At 38.5% G+C, this 16,088-nt stretch carries 12 protein-coding genes; 9 read left to right on the forward strand and 3 right to left on the reverse strand.

Annotation, left to right across the window (positions count from 1 at the left end; all coding sequences use genetic code 11):
• Positions 1–141: 141 nt before the first annotated feature.
• The 6 genes from cysD (at position 142) to BM207_RS07985 (ending at position 8,121) form a co-directional block, all read left to right on the forward strand.
• On the forward strand, positions 142–1,032 hold the full coding sequence (gene cysD / locus BM207_RS07960; RefSeq protein WP_090993052.1) for a sulfate adenylyltransferase subunit CysD: 891 nt from the start codon (positions 142–144) through the stop codon (positions 1,030–1,032).
• Between the two features lie 18 nt (positions 1,033–1,050).
• Complete coding sequence (locus BM207_RS07965; protein ID WP_090993053.1) at positions 1,051–2,301, forward strand: sulfate adenylyltransferase subunit 1; 1,251 nt, start codon at positions 1,051–1,053, stop codon at positions 2,299–2,301.
• A 244-nt stretch (positions 2,302–2,545) separates the two neighbouring features.
• Positions 2,546–3,340, forward strand: coding sequence for a uroporphyrinogen-III C-methyltransferase (gene cobA, locus BM207_RS07970; protein WP_090993054.1), 795 nt, complete (start codon positions 2,546–2,548; stop codon positions 3,338–3,340).
• Positions 3,341–3,589: 249 nt separating this feature from the next.
• On the forward strand, positions 3,590–4,996 hold the full coding sequence (locus BM207_RS07975; protein WP_090993055.1) for a glycogen synthase: 1,407 nt from the start codon (positions 3,590–3,592) through the stop codon (positions 4,994–4,996).
• A gap of 13 nt (positions 4,997–5,009) precedes the next feature.
• Positions 5,010–6,281: a glucose-1-phosphate adenylyltransferase gene (locus BM207_RS07980; RefSeq protein ID WP_090993056.1), complete on the forward strand. Its 1,272-nt coding sequence runs from the start codon at positions 5,010–5,012 to the stop codon at positions 6,279–6,281.
• A 55-nt stretch (positions 6,282–6,336) separates the two neighbouring features.
• Positions 6,337–8,121, forward strand: a complete 1,785-nt coding sequence (locus BM207_RS07985) for a glycoside hydrolase family 15 protein (RefSeq protein WP_090993057.1) — start codon at positions 6,337–6,339, stop codon at positions 8,119–8,121.
• Between the two features lie 4 nt (positions 8,122–8,125).
• Here the strand turns inward: BM207_RS07985 and BM207_RS07990 are convergent, their stop codons facing one another.
• On the reverse strand, positions 8,126–10,291 hold the full coding sequence (locus BM207_RS07990) for a bifunctional alpha,alpha-trehalose-phosphate synthase (UDP-forming)/trehalose-phosphatase (protein ID WP_090993058.1): 2,166 nt from the start codon (positions 10,289–10,291) through the stop codon (positions 8,126–8,128).
• 174 nt (positions 10,292–10,465) lie between these two features.
• Here BM207_RS07990 and xth point away from each other — a divergent pair, with 174 nt between their 5' ends.
• Together xth and BM207_RS08000 are read left to right on the forward strand one after the other, a co-directional pair.
• The gene (gene xth, locus BM207_RS07995) at positions 10,466–11,242 is read left to right on the forward strand and encodes an exodeoxyribonuclease III (RefSeq protein WP_090993326.1); all 777 of its coding nucleotides are present in this window, start codon (positions 10,466–10,468) and stop codon (positions 11,240–11,242) included.
• Between the two features lie 42 nt (positions 11,243–11,284).
• A complete protein-coding gene (locus BM207_RS08000) occupies positions 11,285–11,758 on the forward strand; it encodes an ankyrin repeat domain-containing protein (protein ID WP_090993059.1) in 474 nt (157 codons plus the stop codon).
• A gap of 5 nt (positions 11,759–11,763) precedes the next feature.
• Here the strand turns inward: BM207_RS08000 and BM207_RS08005 are convergent, their stop codons facing one another.
• The gene (locus BM207_RS08005; protein ID WP_245768058.1) at positions 11,764–13,059 is read right to left on the reverse strand and encodes a sensor histidine kinase; all 1,296 of its coding nucleotides are present in this window, start codon (positions 13,057–13,059) and stop codon (positions 11,764–11,766) included.
• A 53-nt stretch (positions 13,060–13,112) separates the two neighbouring features.
• A complete protein-coding gene (locus BM207_RS08010) occupies positions 13,113–14,483 on the reverse strand; it encodes a sigma-54-dependent transcriptional regulator (RefSeq protein WP_090993061.1) in 1,371 nt (456 codons plus the stop codon).
• Between the two features lie 293 nt (positions 14,484–14,776).
• On the opposite strand from BM207_RS08010, the gene BM207_RS08015 reads away from it, so the two are divergent.
• The gene (locus BM207_RS08015; RefSeq protein ID WP_090993062.1) at positions 14,777–16,021 is read left to right on the forward strand and encodes an efflux RND transporter periplasmic adaptor subunit; all 1,245 of its coding nucleotides are present in this window, start codon (positions 14,777–14,779) and stop codon (positions 16,019–16,021) included.
• The last annotated feature ends 67 nt before the right edge of the window (positions 16,022–16,088 follow it).

Genomic DNA, 16,088 nt, shown 5'->3' on the forward strand with positions numbered 1-16,088 from the left:
GGTTACGCCCGTCATTGCGAGGTACGAAGCAATCTGTTCGTGAGATTGCTTCGTACCTCGCAATGACAGGAGCTTGGCAATGACGATTACGAATACTGAGCATGACAAAGTGAAACAAATTATAAGAAATAGCATAAAAACATGGATTATTTAGACGAACTAGAATCAGAATCGATTCACATATTAAGAGAAGTTGCTGGGCAATTTGAGAAGCCAGCCTTATTATTTTCGGGCGGAAAGGACTCAATTACTTTAGTTCGATTGGCAGAAAAGGCTTTTCGTCCGGGGAAATTCCCTTTTCCATTAGTGCATATTGACACCGGTCATAACTTCGAAGAAACTATTCAATACCGCGACGAAATGGTACAACGGATTGGAGAAAGGTTAATTATAGGCTCTGTGCAACAATCAATAGATGAAGGAAAGGTAATTGAGCAGACCGGTAAAAATGCCAGTAGAAATGCGCTTCAAACGGTAACCCTTTTGGATACTATCCAGGCACATGGATTTGACGCCTGCATTGGCGGTGCGCGTAGAGATGAAGAAAAAGCGCGGGCCAAGGAACGTATTTTCTCAGTCCGTGATGAATTTGGGCAATGGGATCCAAAGCGGCAGCGGCCAGAGTTATGGAATATTTACAACGGTAAAATCCATAAAGGAGAGAATGTTCGCATATTTCCTATTAGCAATTGGACTGAGCTGGATGTTTGGAATTACATCCGTAGGGAGAAAATTGCATTGCCAAGCATATATTTTGCCCATCAACGGGATTGTATTACCAGAAATGGTCAGCTAATGGCTGCGTCCCCTTTCTTAAATATGGACCATGAGGATGTGGTAGTGAATAGAAAAGTACGGTTCCGTACCGTGGGCGATATGTCTTGCACGGCAGCAGTTGAATCCGAAGCAGATCAGATTGATGATATCATATCGGAAATTAGTGCTTCAAAGATTTCGGAACGCGGAGCGCGGATGGATGATAAGGTGTCGGAAGCAGCTATGGAGGATAGAAAAAAAGGGGGATACTTTTAATTAAAAGAACAAAACAATATGAATATACTGAAATTTTTCACCGCAGGTAGTGTAGACGATGGCAAAAGCACGTTAATAGGGCGCCTGCTTTACGATACAGATTCGATTTTAGCAGATCAGTTAGAGGCGCTAAAGCACGCTAATCGCAAGAATGATGACGGAACAATTGATTTAGCGATCTTAACCGACGGACTAAGAGCCGAAAGGGAGCAAGGTATAACGATTGATGTGGCCTATAAATACTTTCAAACCGAGAAACGAAAATTTATTATAGCCGATACGCCAGGTCACATTCAATATACCAGAAACATGGTAACAGGAGCGTCGACTTCGAATTTAGCGATCATTTTAATTGATGCCAGGAACGGAGTGATTGAGCAGACTATCCGCCATTCCTACCTTGTTTCCTTACTAGAGATAAAACATATTGTAGTTTGCATCAATAAGATGGATATGGTTAATTATAGTGAAACTGTATTTAATGCTATCATCGAGAAATACAAAGCACTGGCGCAGAACTTAGGTTTAAAAAATGTAACCTATATACCTGTAAGTGCTTTGAAAGGAGATAATATCGTGCAGTCGTCAGCAGCTATGCGCTGGTATGAAGGAGAAAGTCTGCTCCATTTTCTGGAACAAGTGGAAGTTGAGGTGCTGGATAAATCTGCTTCAGCGAGAATGCCGGTTCAATGGATAATTAGGCCGCAAACAGCACAGCTTCATGACTATAGGGGTTATGCAGGCAGAATTTTAAGTGGAACATTTAAGGTGAACGATCAAGTTACGGTACTCCCGTCTAACGTCAGCTCTTCCATCAAAAAAATAGACTTCTTCGAAAGGGAATTTACAGAAGCTTCAGCGGGGCAATCCGTTGTGATACATTTGAATGATAATATTGATATCAGTAGAGGAGACACCTTGGTAAATACGGTTGCCAAGCCTCTCGAATCTCAACTCATTGAGGCAGATTTATGTTGGATGGATGCCAGATCACTAGATAGTTCCGTAACTTACTTAATCCAACACAACAGCAGGATTAGCAAATGTAAAATCGCAGAGATCATATATAAAGTTGATATCAATACGCTAGAAAAAGCTGCAGCTGAAGATTTTAAATTAAATGACATTGGGAGGGTAGTGGTTAAAACTGCAGAACCTCTGGCTTTCGATATATACGGCGATAATAGGGCAAATGGTTCAGCAATTTTAATTGATAGCAGAACCAATCTTACCGTGGGTGCGCTCATGTTCAGGGCATCAGTGGAGTAGGAAGCTGTCATTGCTAGATTAACCCGTCATTGCGAGGCTAACCTGTCATTGCGAGATTAACCCGTCATTGCGAGGTACGAAGCAATCTGATCGTGAGAGATTGCTTCGTACCTCGCAATGACGGACACTCGTTCGCACTTCCTCACAAGGAACATAATAGTTCATAATTTTATTTTAAAATAAATACTACTAATAAGGTAGATATTATATACATTTGTATTGTTGAACCAATTTACCGACCGTGATGATTATAGAAAGAATAAAGAATGCTACTGTAGAACCTAAGATAAGCCTAGTAGGCGCTGGTCCTGGCGACCCAGATTTGTTAACTTTAAAAGGAGTGAAGGCCTTACAAACTGCTGATGTTGTTTTGTATGACGCTTTGGTAAACGAAGCATTGTTAAATCATGCGCCTAAGCAGGCAATTAAAGTTTATGTAGGTAAAAGGTCCGGAGATGAATCATTTTCGCAAGAGTTGGTTAATAAACTGATGATTGATTATGCATTAAACTATGGTCATGTGGTTCGCTTAAAAAGTGGCGATCCTTTTGTATTTGCCCGTGGCTATGAAGAAATAGACGTAGCCGAATCTTATAGTATCCCCACAGAGATCATACCCGGTATTTCGAGTGCTTTAGGAGTTCCTGGTTTACAGAAAATACCAATGGTTTATAGTGCACTTAGTGAGAGCTTTTGGGTAGTTACCGGAACCAATGCTAAAGGAGAAGTATCCCCGGATTTATACGTTGCAGCAAAATCAAATGCCACCATAGTTGTATTAATGGGCATTGAGAAAATCAAGGAAATAGCTTCAATTTTTAAGGCAGAAGGCAAAGAAAATCTACCGGTAGCAGTGATTGAGAATGGTTCGTCGGCAAACGAGCATGTAGTAGTTGGCATTGTTGAAACGATCGAGGAATTAATTATAGAAAAACACATTCAATCTCCAGCGTTATTGGTGTTTGGGCAGGTCGTATCGCTACATCCTCAATTTAATGCAATTAAAGATTTTTACGCCATATTGGCTCAAGAAGAGTAATCTTTATGGATGAAGTAGGCATCAAGTAGGTATCACGTAAGTTTGATGTAGTGCTAAAGCCTACTTGATACCTACTTGATGACTACTTGATCACTACTTGAAGTCTACTTAAAGTGTAGCTGACTGACATCTTTAAATCCACGCCCTTTTAATTCAAATACTAATTTTTTATTGAAATTATTTTTCCTATTTATTGGTATTGCTTAATCTATTGCCTATTTTGACTGAAGTTTTTTCAAGCTTCAAAATATGGAAATTATACACTTTAGCGCAGAATGTTATCCGGTTGCAAAAGTTGGTGGCTTAGGGGATGTTGTTGGCGCTTTGCCAAAATATCAGAATAAGCTTGGCCACGTAGCCAAAGTGGTAATGCCAGCTTATAGCAATAAATTTTTGTATGAGAACGAGTTTGAAGTTGTTTACGATGGATGGGTTAGATTAGGAAACCATAATTTACAGGCTCGCATTTTCAGGGAAAGAACAAATAAGTTAGGTTTTGATCTATTCCTGGTGCATATTGCTGGGTTGCTAGACCGCGAAAAAGTATATGGATATGATGATGATACAGAACGCTTTCTAGCATTTCAAATAGCTGCCTTAGATTGGATTGCCCAATGGGAACACAAACCGAATGTGATCCACTGTCATGATCATCATACGGGACTAATACCATTTATGATCGGCAATTGTCATCAGTACCGCCATTTGAATTATATTCCGACAGTTTTAACCATTCATAATGCTCAATATCAAGGTCAGTTTGGCTGGGACAAATTGTATTATCTTCCGCCTTATGACTTACGGAATTCAAATAAATTAGATTGGGGAAATGCGATCAACCCATTAGCATCGGCTATTAAATGTGCTTGGCGGGTGACTACGGTTTCACCGAGCTATCTGGAGGAAATCAGCTATCAAGCCAATGGCTTAGAGGGTTTGTTATTTCAGGAGAAAGGGAAGTCGGCCGGTATTTTAAATGGTATAGACAATGATGTTTGGAATCCAAAATCAGATCCCATGCTTAAAAAAGGTTTTACCAATAAAACGGTAGAAAGCGGAAAAAAAGCAAACAAAGAAGCCCTGTGTGATGTTTTTAATTTAGATAAAACGAAACCATTATATACATTTATAGGCAGGCTGGTGGGAGAAAAAGGCGCAGATCTACTACCCGATATTTTTTACAATGCCCTGCAACAAAGCGACGGGGAACTTAATATTTTGGTGCTGGGCTCTGGCGACCCGCATGTGGAAGATCGTTTAAATGAGCTAACCCATCAGTTTCCGGGCTTTTATAATGCGTATATCGGTTATAATGAAGCCTTGTCACACCAAATATATGCTGGGGCAGACTTCTTATTAATGCCTTCTAGAGTTGAACCCTGCGGTCTAAATCAAATGTATGCTTTGCGTTATGGCACTATTCCAATTGTGAGACGCATAGGAGGGTTAAAAGACACCGTAATTGACATTGGCGATGGAGGTTTTGGAATTTGTCATGATCAGACTAACGTGTGGGATGTGGGACATGCAATTGGACGGGCATATGAACTTTATTTAGACCAGAAAAAGCTTAAGGAAATTCGTAAGTTTATCATGAACTTAGACCACTCTTGGGATAGAGCGGCACAACAATATATAGATTTATACAGCATGTAAAGCAATAAAAAGTATGACAGATAAAGTATTAGGTGTAATCCTTGGCGGTGGTCAGGGCTCCAGATTGTCTCCCTTAACCCAAACACGTTCTAAACCTGCGGTACCAATAGGGGGTAAATATCGTTTAGTTGATATTCCGATCTCAAATTGTATCAATTCAGGTATTCATAGAATGTTTGTTTTAACCCAGTTTAATTCTGCTTCCTTAAACAAACACATTAAAAACACGTATCACTTTAGTCATTTTTCTAAAGCCTTTGTTGATATTTTAGCTGCTGAGCAAACGCCTGAAAATCCGACTTGGTTTCAGGGTACCGCTGATGCGGTGAGGCAATGTATGCATCATATTATGAACCATGAGTTTGAATATATACTCATTTTATCAGGCGATCAATTGTATCAAATGGACTTCAGGGAGATGCTCAAAGCCCATATTGAAAAGGATGCAGATATCTCTATCGCTACCATTCCGGTTACTGCAAAAGACGCCACAGACTTTGGAATTTTAAAAGCGAATAAAGATCACATGATTACTTCATTTACCGAAAAGCCGAAAGTTGGTTTAGAAGAATGGGTTTCGGATACTGGGGAAGAGATGGGACGTGAGGGAAAAGTTTTCTTGGCATCGATGGGTATTTATATTTTCAATCGCCAGTTTTTGATGAATATCTTAAATGAAAATATCGAAGAAAAAGATTTTGGTAAAGAAATTCTACCAAGAGCGATAAAATCTAATAAAGTTCTCAGCTATCAATACGAAGGATATTGGACTGATATCGGTAATATATCGTCATTTTTTGAGGCCAATCTAGGTTTAACTGATGAATTGCCGAAATTTAATATGTTTGATAGTGCTCATACGATATTTACCCGTGCAAGAATGCTTCCTCCTTCGAAAATATCGGGTACCACATTAGAAAGAACTGTTATTCCGGAAGGTTGTATTGTGCAAGCGAGCAGGATTGAGCATACAATTTTAGGCATTAGATGTAGAATTGGCAAAGATACGGTCATTACAAATGCCTATATTATGGGATGTGATTATTATCAAACTCTTGAAGAGATTGAGTCTGAAACTAAATTAGGAAGATCTTTAATGGGTATTGGCGACAGGTGCTTTATCAATAATGCAATTATTGATAAAAATTGTAAAATTGGAAATGATGTAAGAATTAATGGGGGTGATCATTTACCAGACGGCGATTTTGAACTCTATGCAGTTAAAGATGGGATTATAGTGATTAAGAAAGGAGTTGATATTCCCGGAGGCACACATATAGGCTAACAGTAAATTGATATTCCCCATAACATTTTACGGATTTTATTTGTTATAATGGAATATGGAGAATAAACACCTTTATCAAACAGGAATAATTGGAAATTGTGCATTCATAGCACATGTTAATGTAAATACAGATATATCATGGCTATGTTGGCCTAAGTTCGACAGTCCGTTTGTCTTCGGTAGTTTACTGGATAAAAAGAAGGGGGGCGAATTTTCTATCCTTCCTGTTGGGGAATTCACTTCTCATCAGTACTATATAGAAAATACCAATGTTTTAAGAACCGAAATTACTACGGAGGAGGGGAAATATAGGGTAACCGATTTTGCCCCACGATTTAGGTTATACGAAAGATATTATAAGCCCTTAATGCTTATTAGGAAAATTGAGGCTTTAGCTGGAACCCCCCGTATAAAAATTAAGTGTGACCCGGTAAGTGATTACGGGCTGAAAAAAACAAAAGCTACACGGGGAAGTAATCATATCGATTTTAAAGGCGGTGAAGAAAATATCCAGCTTAGTACTAATGTATCTTTAAACTATATATTGGAGGATAAAGCTTTTGTACTGAATGAAACGAAATACCTTATTTTAACCTTTGGGTTTAATTTAGAAGCCCCCATAAATAGTACTGCTGATAAATTTTTAAAGGAAACAACAAATTACTGGCGGTTGTGGATAAAGCATTCATCCATAGCTATTTTTCATCAGCCCTTTGTAATCCGGTCTGCTTTGGTTTTAAAGATCCATCAATATGAAGATACAGGAGCCATAATTGCCGCAAGTACCACAAGCTTGCCAGAATCGCCAGGAAGTACAAGGAATTGGGATTATCGGTATTGTTGGCTACGGGATTCGTTTTATGTACTCACCTCCTTGAACCATATTGGCCATTTCGAAGAAATGGAGAAGTATTTTGCTTATCTATCCGATATTTCACTTGCCGAAGACGAGCGTTATCAGCCACTTTATAGTATCACCGGAGAACGCCAGATTACCGAATATACGTTAGACCATCTATCGGGTTATAACCATGAGCGGCCTATTAGAATTGGTAATCAAGCAGCCGAACATATCCAAAACGACATTTATGGACAGGTGTTAATTGCTATGCTTCCGCTCTACACCGATCATCGGTTTGTGTTTTCTGAAAGAAGTGACTCTTTAAAATGGCTGGATCATGTTTTATCGAAAATTGAGAGCACAATTGACGAGAAGGATGCCGGTATTTGGGAATTCAGAAACATTGCCAATACGCATTGTTATAGTAATCTATTTCAATGGGCAGGCGCCAATGCAGCCTTAAAAATGGCGCGCACAATAAACGATGTCGGTTTTGAGGAACGTGCGAAGATTTTAATAGATAAGGCTGCCGCAAATATCGAGGCATGTTATGATCCGGTACGAAAAGTGTATGCAAACGCTGTCGGAAGTAAACATCTGGATGCAAGCACCTTGCAATTGATTATGATGAATTACTTAGATCCATCCTCCCAAAAGGCCAAAGATCATTTGGCTGCACTGGAGGAAGATCTTAGAACCGAAGATGGATTATTTTATCGCTACTTACACGAAGATGACTTTGGTAAGCCCAAAACCACATTTTTAATTTGTGCCTTTTGGTATGTAGAGGCCTTAGCATGTGTGGGGAGATTGGACGATGCGATTAAAGAGTTTGAGAATATTATCAAATATTGCAACCATTTATTGTTGTTCAGCGAGGATGTTGACGCTAAAAATGGCAGTCAATGGGGCAATTTTCCACAAGCATACAGTCACGTAGGTTTAATGAATGCAGCTTATAGAATTGCCGTTAAATTGGATAGGCCTATATTCCTTTAACCCACTAAACAAGTGAGCTTAATAATTTCCTTACCTCTTTATAATCCGTTAAATAATAACGAGCCTCAGAAGGGTTATTTCCCACTTTTATGGTAAACGCTTCTGGGGGCATTGCCTTAAAGATATCTTCATCGGTATGGTCATCCCCTAAAGCCATAATAAAGTCGGGGTTTTTATCATGTAGCCAATTTAAAACGGCTTTACCTTTGTTAACTTCCATGTTTTTAAATTCGATAACTTTGTTTCCATGCATTATCTGAAGACCCCTATCGGCAGTTAGAATAGTTAAATGACTAACAATTTCATTTGCTCTTAACTCGCCCAGTCCTTCTTCTACTTTTCTGTAGTGCCATACAATAGAATAACTCTTCTCTTCAATGAAAGATCCTGGCGTTCGGTCAATATAGGTTTCAAGTAGTGTCTTAATCTCTTGCTTCCATTGATTGGTAAGAAGAGGAAGAGAGCTCCAGTTTTCATCGCTGGTTTTTTGCCACGCACCATGTTCGCCGATAAGATCAATTTTAAGGTGTCCGAACCATTTTTCTAAAGTTTCATGACGTCGGCCACTTACAATGACTACTTTATTTAGTGGCGACTCATTTAATTTATCGATTAGTTCATAAAGCTCCGGATCCGGTGAAGCATTTTCAATATTCTTTTTAAATCCCACCAAAGTTCCATCATAATCTAGAAAAAATATTCGGCTCTGGGCTGCTTTATAATGGTCAATAATAAGATTATTGACCTCATTAGTAGCATGTTTTGTTTTTAAAGAATCCTGGAGTTGTTTTACCTCTGCTAACTTTAACATGAAGTTGTCTACCCATCGCTTAACACTAAATTTTTTAACTACAGCTCTCATGGCTATCATTCGTTCCCGCTGTTCTTCCTGAGGCATTTGCATCGCATGCTCTATGGCATTCATAATATCTCCTAAGTTGTTTGGGTTTACAATCAATGCATCGGTAAGCTCTTTCGATGAACCTGCCATTTCACTCAAAATTAGCACACCATCATCATTGTTTCTGCTGGCAACATATTCTTTACTAACCAAATTCATTCCATCTCGCATGGGGGTTACTAAGCATATATCAGCTGTAGCGTAAAAGATAGACAATTCTTCAATCGGAAAGGAGCGATAAAAATAGTTTATCGGATTCCAAGTCGCAGTTCTATGTCGTGAATTTATATCGCCTACAGTCCTATCAATTTGCTCTTTTAAGTCCCTGTATTGGGGTACCGTATCCCTTGACGGAACAACGACCATTGTCCACACAATTTTCCCTACGTATTCGGGATTATTTTCCAGTAATAGTGAGTAGGCTTGTAGACGTTCCAGTATCCCCTTACTATAATCTAAACGATCAATGGATAAAACATGGGTTGCTTTATCTGGAACATTGTTTAGTCTTTCTATCTCTTTAAATACAGCAGGCTGTTTAGGGAGAGAGCTAAATTTATCGAAATCTATTCCCATTGGAAAGGCTTCGACCACAATTTGCCTTTCGTTACAGGTCAAAATATTTGCCGAAGCGGTGATAGGAAGTAGACGTGCTGTAGTATGAAGAAAATGGCGTACATCATCATAGGTATGAAAACCTATTAAGTCAGCTCCGGTTAAACCTGTTAGCAATTCGTTTCGCCAAGGTATTAACCTGAATATTTCATAAGAAGGAAAAGGTATGTGTTGAAAAAAGCCAATTATTGCATCTTGTTTATAGGCCCTAATCAAATGTGGTACTAACAACAGTTGATAATCCTGGACCCAGATTTGATCACCTTGCTCAATAAACTTTATTGTGTTATTGGCAAATTTTTCATTTACGGCTTTATAACTATCCCAGTAAGACTGCTCATATTTTGCGTAGGTAACCACATAATGGAATACAGGCCATAGGACTTCGTTCGAAAATCCTTCATAAAATAAATTTATCTCTTCCTGGGTTAAAAATACTGGATAGAGGTGTAGCTCTGCAAGTTTGTTGGCAACTTCTAACTGCCTGTCTTCTGGAATTTCCAATCCTGGCCATCCAATCCAAATCGAGTTGCCATTTTTATAGATGTCGCCAAGTCCGGTGGCTAATCCTCCCTCACTTGGGATGTATTTGTATTCGTTGTTTTCTTCAATAATTTTTACGGGAAGTCTGTTCGATATTATAATTGTTTTCATGCTTTTAACTAATGGTGAGCCAATAAGGAACACTTTTTGAATGGGATATCCAAATTTTATTCATTAAAGTACTTTCAAATGATTAACCGTTGTTTTAACACCAAAAAGGGCTTATTGTTTGGAATTTTAAGTTTTTTATTGGAGATTCACGAACTAAATTTCCCTAAATTGATCATGAAAATAGCGACTTACAATGTAAATGGAGTTAATGGTAGATTGCCTGTGTTATTACGTTGGCTCGAGGAAACCAAGCCGGATGTTGTTTGCTTGCAGGAATTAAAAGCTCCTCAAGATAAATTCCCCTTGCAAGCCATCAATGACGCTGGATATGAGGCAATTTGGCATGGACAGAAGAGTTGGAACGGCGTAGCGATTCTGGCCAGGGGAATGGAAATTCAGGAGCTTAGAAGAGGGTTGCCTGGTGATGATGATGATAGTCCGAGTAGATACATCGAGGCATCTATTAATGGAATGGTGATAGGATGCTTATATCTTCCGAATGGAAACCCGGCACCTGGACCTAAGTTTGATTATAAATTGGACTGGTTTGAAAGGTTTACCTTACATGCAAAGCAATTAGTTGAAATGAATTTACCCGTAGTATTGGTTGGCGATTATAATGTCATGCCTACAGAATTAGATGTTTATAAGCCTGAACGTTGGGTGGAGGATGCGTTATTCAGACCGGAGACTCGTGCGGCTTTTAAACGGGTGGTAGACCAAGGCTGGACGGATGCTATTAGAACGCTCTACCCTGAGGAGAAGATCTATACTTTCTATGATTATTTTCGAAATGCTTACGGTAGAGATGCTGGACTGCGCATAGATCATTTTCTATTGAACCCAGCTTTAGCGAAGCGATTAAAGAGGGGTGCAGTTGATCGGCACGTAAGAGGATGGGAAAAAACAAGTGACCATTGTCCGGTTTGGATCGAGTTAATGGAAGCATAAAACTTATTCATCAGCTTTTGTGTTTATTCTTTAAAAGACAAAATGCAGCTAGAATCAGAACTTTTAATCCACGCTTCCCGTAGTGGGAATATCCAAGTATTGGCCGAACTCATTAAGGGTGATGCTAACCTCAATGTACAAGATGAGAAAGGCTATACCCCCCTAATCATTGCTTGTTACAACAACCAGTTCGAGGCGGCAAAATTATTGATTGAACATGGTGCCGACGTGAATGCGAGTGATTTGGGTGGTAACACCGCTTTAATGGGGGTAGCTTTTAAAGGCTATGCAGACATCGCTGAATTGTTGATTGAAAATGGAGCAGACCTAAATAAGCAGCATGGAAATGGAGGTACTGCTTTGATGTTTGCTGCCATGTTTGGAAGAAATGAGCTCCTGAAGTTGTTATTATTACACGGTGCCAAAACGGATATTTGTGATGCTAGGGGATTGACAGTTGCTGAAATTGCTGCTCAGCAAGGAAATATCGAAGCGATAAATATACTCGCTGTATAAAGATCTTACGAATAATTAAAGACTAGTGAAAAGGTAGTAAGGCTGTTTGGTGCAGAATTTACTTCTAAACTGCCCTGATGCATTTTCATAATATTTCGGGTAATGGTTAAGCCGATACCTGAACCGTTTTTCCGGGTGGTGTAAAAAGGGACAAAGATTCGTTCGATGTCTTCCTTATCGATTCCTTTACCATTGTCTACGACATCGATATAAACCTTGTTATGTATTAGGCGGTACGTAACTTGAATAATAGGTTTTTCGGTATCTTCCAAGGCATAAATGCTGTTGGTAATCAGGTTGATGATTGCCTGCTCAATTAATTTAAAATCTAATTGCAGCGTGATTTTCGAGGCAGTTTGCAACACTTGGAATTGAATGTGTTTAGCAGATACCATGGGTTGCATCAGTACTTTGATGTGCTGTAAAACCTCTCCAACGCTGTATTGTTCCGTGTTTGGAGTAGGTAATTCTGCAATTAAACGGTAGTCTTTTACGAAGTCCAGTAATCCTTCAGATCGCCTCTTAATGGTCTGCAAGGCAGGTTTTAAATCATCCAGATCTTCGCTGTTTAAAGTTGTTTTATTGGCTATCATCTGATTTACTGTATCAGAAAGGGAGCTAATGGGCGTAATGGAATTCAATATTTCGTGAGAAATTACCCCGATTAACCGGTTCCATGCCTCGGTTTCTTTCTGTTCAATTTCATCTTTAATATTTTGGAAAGAAATAATTAGATGATCTATGCCATATAAATTAATTGGGATAACCTCTATAGACAACTGAATGAATTTTTCTTGCAATTTAATTTCTAAGAAGCGTTTACCACCTCCGTTGATTTTACTTATTTCTCCGGCAAAGATAGGCAGATGCTGTTCGAAACGGTGCCAATAGCGATAAGCGGGAACGTTTAATAGATTTGTGGCCGCCTCATTAAAGAAGGATATTTCCGAGTTTCGGTTATTTTCTTTTTTGACAACAATAACCCCGACTGGAACTTGTTGTAATATCGTCTTAATAAGCTGGAATATGGCATCTTGCTCGAGTTGAATATCTTTATGAACTTGAATAATTTCGTTGAAGGACTCGTATAATTCTGGAAAGCTTCCCTTTGTTGCCTTATTCTTAAAGTTTAAAGTATGATCACGCGTTTTAACGGCTAAAATGAAGCGTTTAATGTCATCCCTAATTTCGTTAATGTAGAAATACAGGGATACAATGCTAACTAACAAAATAATACTTACCCCTGTTATGGTAAACCACAATTCTGTATTTCGAATGAGATAATACAAGAGTATTGCCATCAAATTAATGAATAGCAGCTTAATGATTAATTTAAATGTAAATCGTTGGTGAATCATAACCCAAACTTTTCTATTCTTCTATACAAAGCTGCTCTGGTAAGGCCAAGTTCGGCAGCCGCCCTGGAGATGTTTCCTTTGTGTTTTTCAATTGCCTTATTTACCATCAACTTTTCCATTTCATCTAAGGGCATATCTGTTTGTAGAGGAGTTTGATTGCCAAATTTCTGCGGAGAAAGCTGTAAGTCTTCCATAGTTATCTCCAGACCGTCGCTCATGATAACTGCTCTCTCTATTACGTGCTGTAATTCGCGGATATTGCCTGGCCAACTGTAAGCTAACAAAGCTTGTTGCGCAGTTGGATTAATCGTTTTAATTGATTTATGGTACTTGGTTGCAAATATATTTAAGAAATGCATAGCCAAAAGATTAATGTCATCTCCTCTTTCACGCAACGGCGGCAAAATTAGTTCTACTGTATTAATTCTGAACAATAAATCCTGCCTGAAAGTTCCTTTAGCTACCATTTCATTCAAGGGCATATTAGTCGCAGTGATTAAGCGTACATCAATTTTCCGGGCTCTACTATCTCCTAAACGGGTTACGGTTTGATTTTGGAGCACACTTAACAACTTTGCCTGTAAGGGAAGAGAGAGGTTTCCAATTTCATCTAAAAAAATAGTACCGCCATCTGCCATTTCAAAACGGCCTGGCTTATCTTCTTTAGCGTCCGTAAATGCGCCTTTTGTATAACCAAAAAGTTCGCTTTCAAAAAGATTTTCACTGAGTGAACCCAGATCAACATGCATAAAGAACTGCTTTCTTCTCAAGGAGTTCTTGTGCAACTCATAGGCAAATACCTGTTTTCCTGTACCGTTTTCCCCTAAAATCAGCACATTCGCATCTGTTGGCGCAACTTTGATCATTGTCTTTTGTAAATATTGAACGTTTTCATTGTTACCAATGATATTTTCAAATTTTCGCTCCATATCATGCTGCAAGGACGAATGGATTTTCTCTAGTTTCTTAACTTTTTTATTCGATTGCCTTAACTTAGCTGCTGCTGAAAGGGTGGCAAACAACTTTTCATTTTCCCATGGCTTCAAAATGAAATCTATTGCACCTTTTTTAATAGCTTGAACAGCTAATTCTACATTACCAAAAGCAGTCATTAAGATCACTATGTAATCTTTATCGATAGACAGGATATGCTCCAGCCAATACAATCCTTCTCTGCCATCGCTAGTACCTTTTTGATAGTTCATGTCCAATAAAATGATGTCGATCTCATTTTTAGATAATAATACATTTATTTCTCTGGGCGATTTACAGGTGAGAACTTGATTGAAATGTTGCTTTAAAAAAAGGCGGGCACTCAATAATATGTCATCATCGTCATCAATTACCAATATGTTGGCGTCGGTCATATTCTTCGAATTAATTTATTCTTTTCTAAACGGCGTCATCACCATGCATCGTCATTGCGAGGTGCGAAGCAATCTCCCAGTTAAATTAGTTAACATGCAACTCCTCGTAATAACACTTTATTAATCTGGTGAAAACCCAAAGCTAATGCAAACTGTCCGTTGTTGTACAGGTATTGTCCGATATTGAACAATATTTTTTAGTGAATAATTTTAAATTGCTGATTTGTAACGTTTTAAAAATTAATTGCCACTTGGCATAAACTTGGCAAAAGGCATAGCATACTACAAATAAAATGGATAAAGTAATACAGAAGAAACGATTTAATAAGAAGACCGTAATGATTATAATAGGAGTAATCGCTTTTATAGCATTAGTTGTTTACGGTTATACCTTATCATTAAACAAAGTTTATAAGGCAGAGGCTGATAAAATTACGGTTAGTAAAGTTCAGTATGGCGATTTTGAGGACGTGGTACTTTTAAATGCAAGTGTTGTCCCATTAACTTCGGTAATTGTGAGCTCCTCTGAAGGAGGTACTGTTGCAGAAATTTTTACCGAAAACGGGGCGACTGTGGTTGCGGGAACTCGCTTATTACGTATTGCCAATCCAAATGCTTTGTCGAGTTATACTTCAAGCGAAACTAGTATTACAGAGCAGATTAATCAATTGAGGAAATTACGGCTGGATTTGGAACAGAACCAAAGGATGATGAGTCAGGATATGATGGATATTGAAAATAGCTTACGAACAGCAACCAGAAAATATAAGATTGATAGTTCACTGTTCTCTAAGAAAGTAATCACGTTACAAGAGTTTAATAACTCTACCCAGGATTACGAATATTATCTAGGTAGAAAGGCTTTATTAAAGCAAGCTGTTAAGCAAGAGAATCAAAGTCGTGTTATGCAATTGCAGCAGATCGAATTTTCCATTAATCGAATGAACGAAAGTTTACAAACTATTAGGCAAAATATTGAGAATATGACTATCAAAGCGCCTGTTTCAGGTCGTTTATCATCCTATGACCCTGTGATTGGAAAGTCGTACGGGGCCAACGAAATGTTGGGTAAAATTGATGTTTTGCAGGGATATAAATTGCAGGCAGGTGTTGATGAGTATTATATCAATAGGGTTAAAGAGGGGCAAACAGCACAATGTGAGTTTAACGGAAAAACCTATGCCCTTACGGTTAGAAAGGTAATTCCTGAAGTTACTGCGGGTCAATTTCAAGTGGAGTTGGTGTTTGAGGGTAAATCGCCCACAGAGTTAAGAAGAGGACTTTCCTTACAAGTTAAATTAACCTTGTCGGATAATAGTAAATCTCTTTTATTGGCACAAGGGCAGTTTTTCCAAAGTACAGGCGGCAGTTGGGTGTTTGTGGTCGACAATGGAAAGGCTACAAAACGTAACGTTAAAATTGGCCGTAAAAACTATTTATATTATGAAGTATTGGAGGGTTTGCAAAAGGGGGACGAAGTAATTACCTCATCTTATGATCAATTTAACCAGTACGATATTATTGAAATTAATAAATAACCAAAGAACTATAACAAATTAGTTGGTTTAAGCTCCGTATCAGGTGCGTGATCGGGGCGCCAACTTT

The organism is Pedobacter insulae (genome assembly GCF_900113525.1).
GTDB lineage: Bacteria > Bacteroidota > Bacteroidia > Sphingobacteriales > Sphingobacteriaceae > Pedobacter > Pedobacter insulae.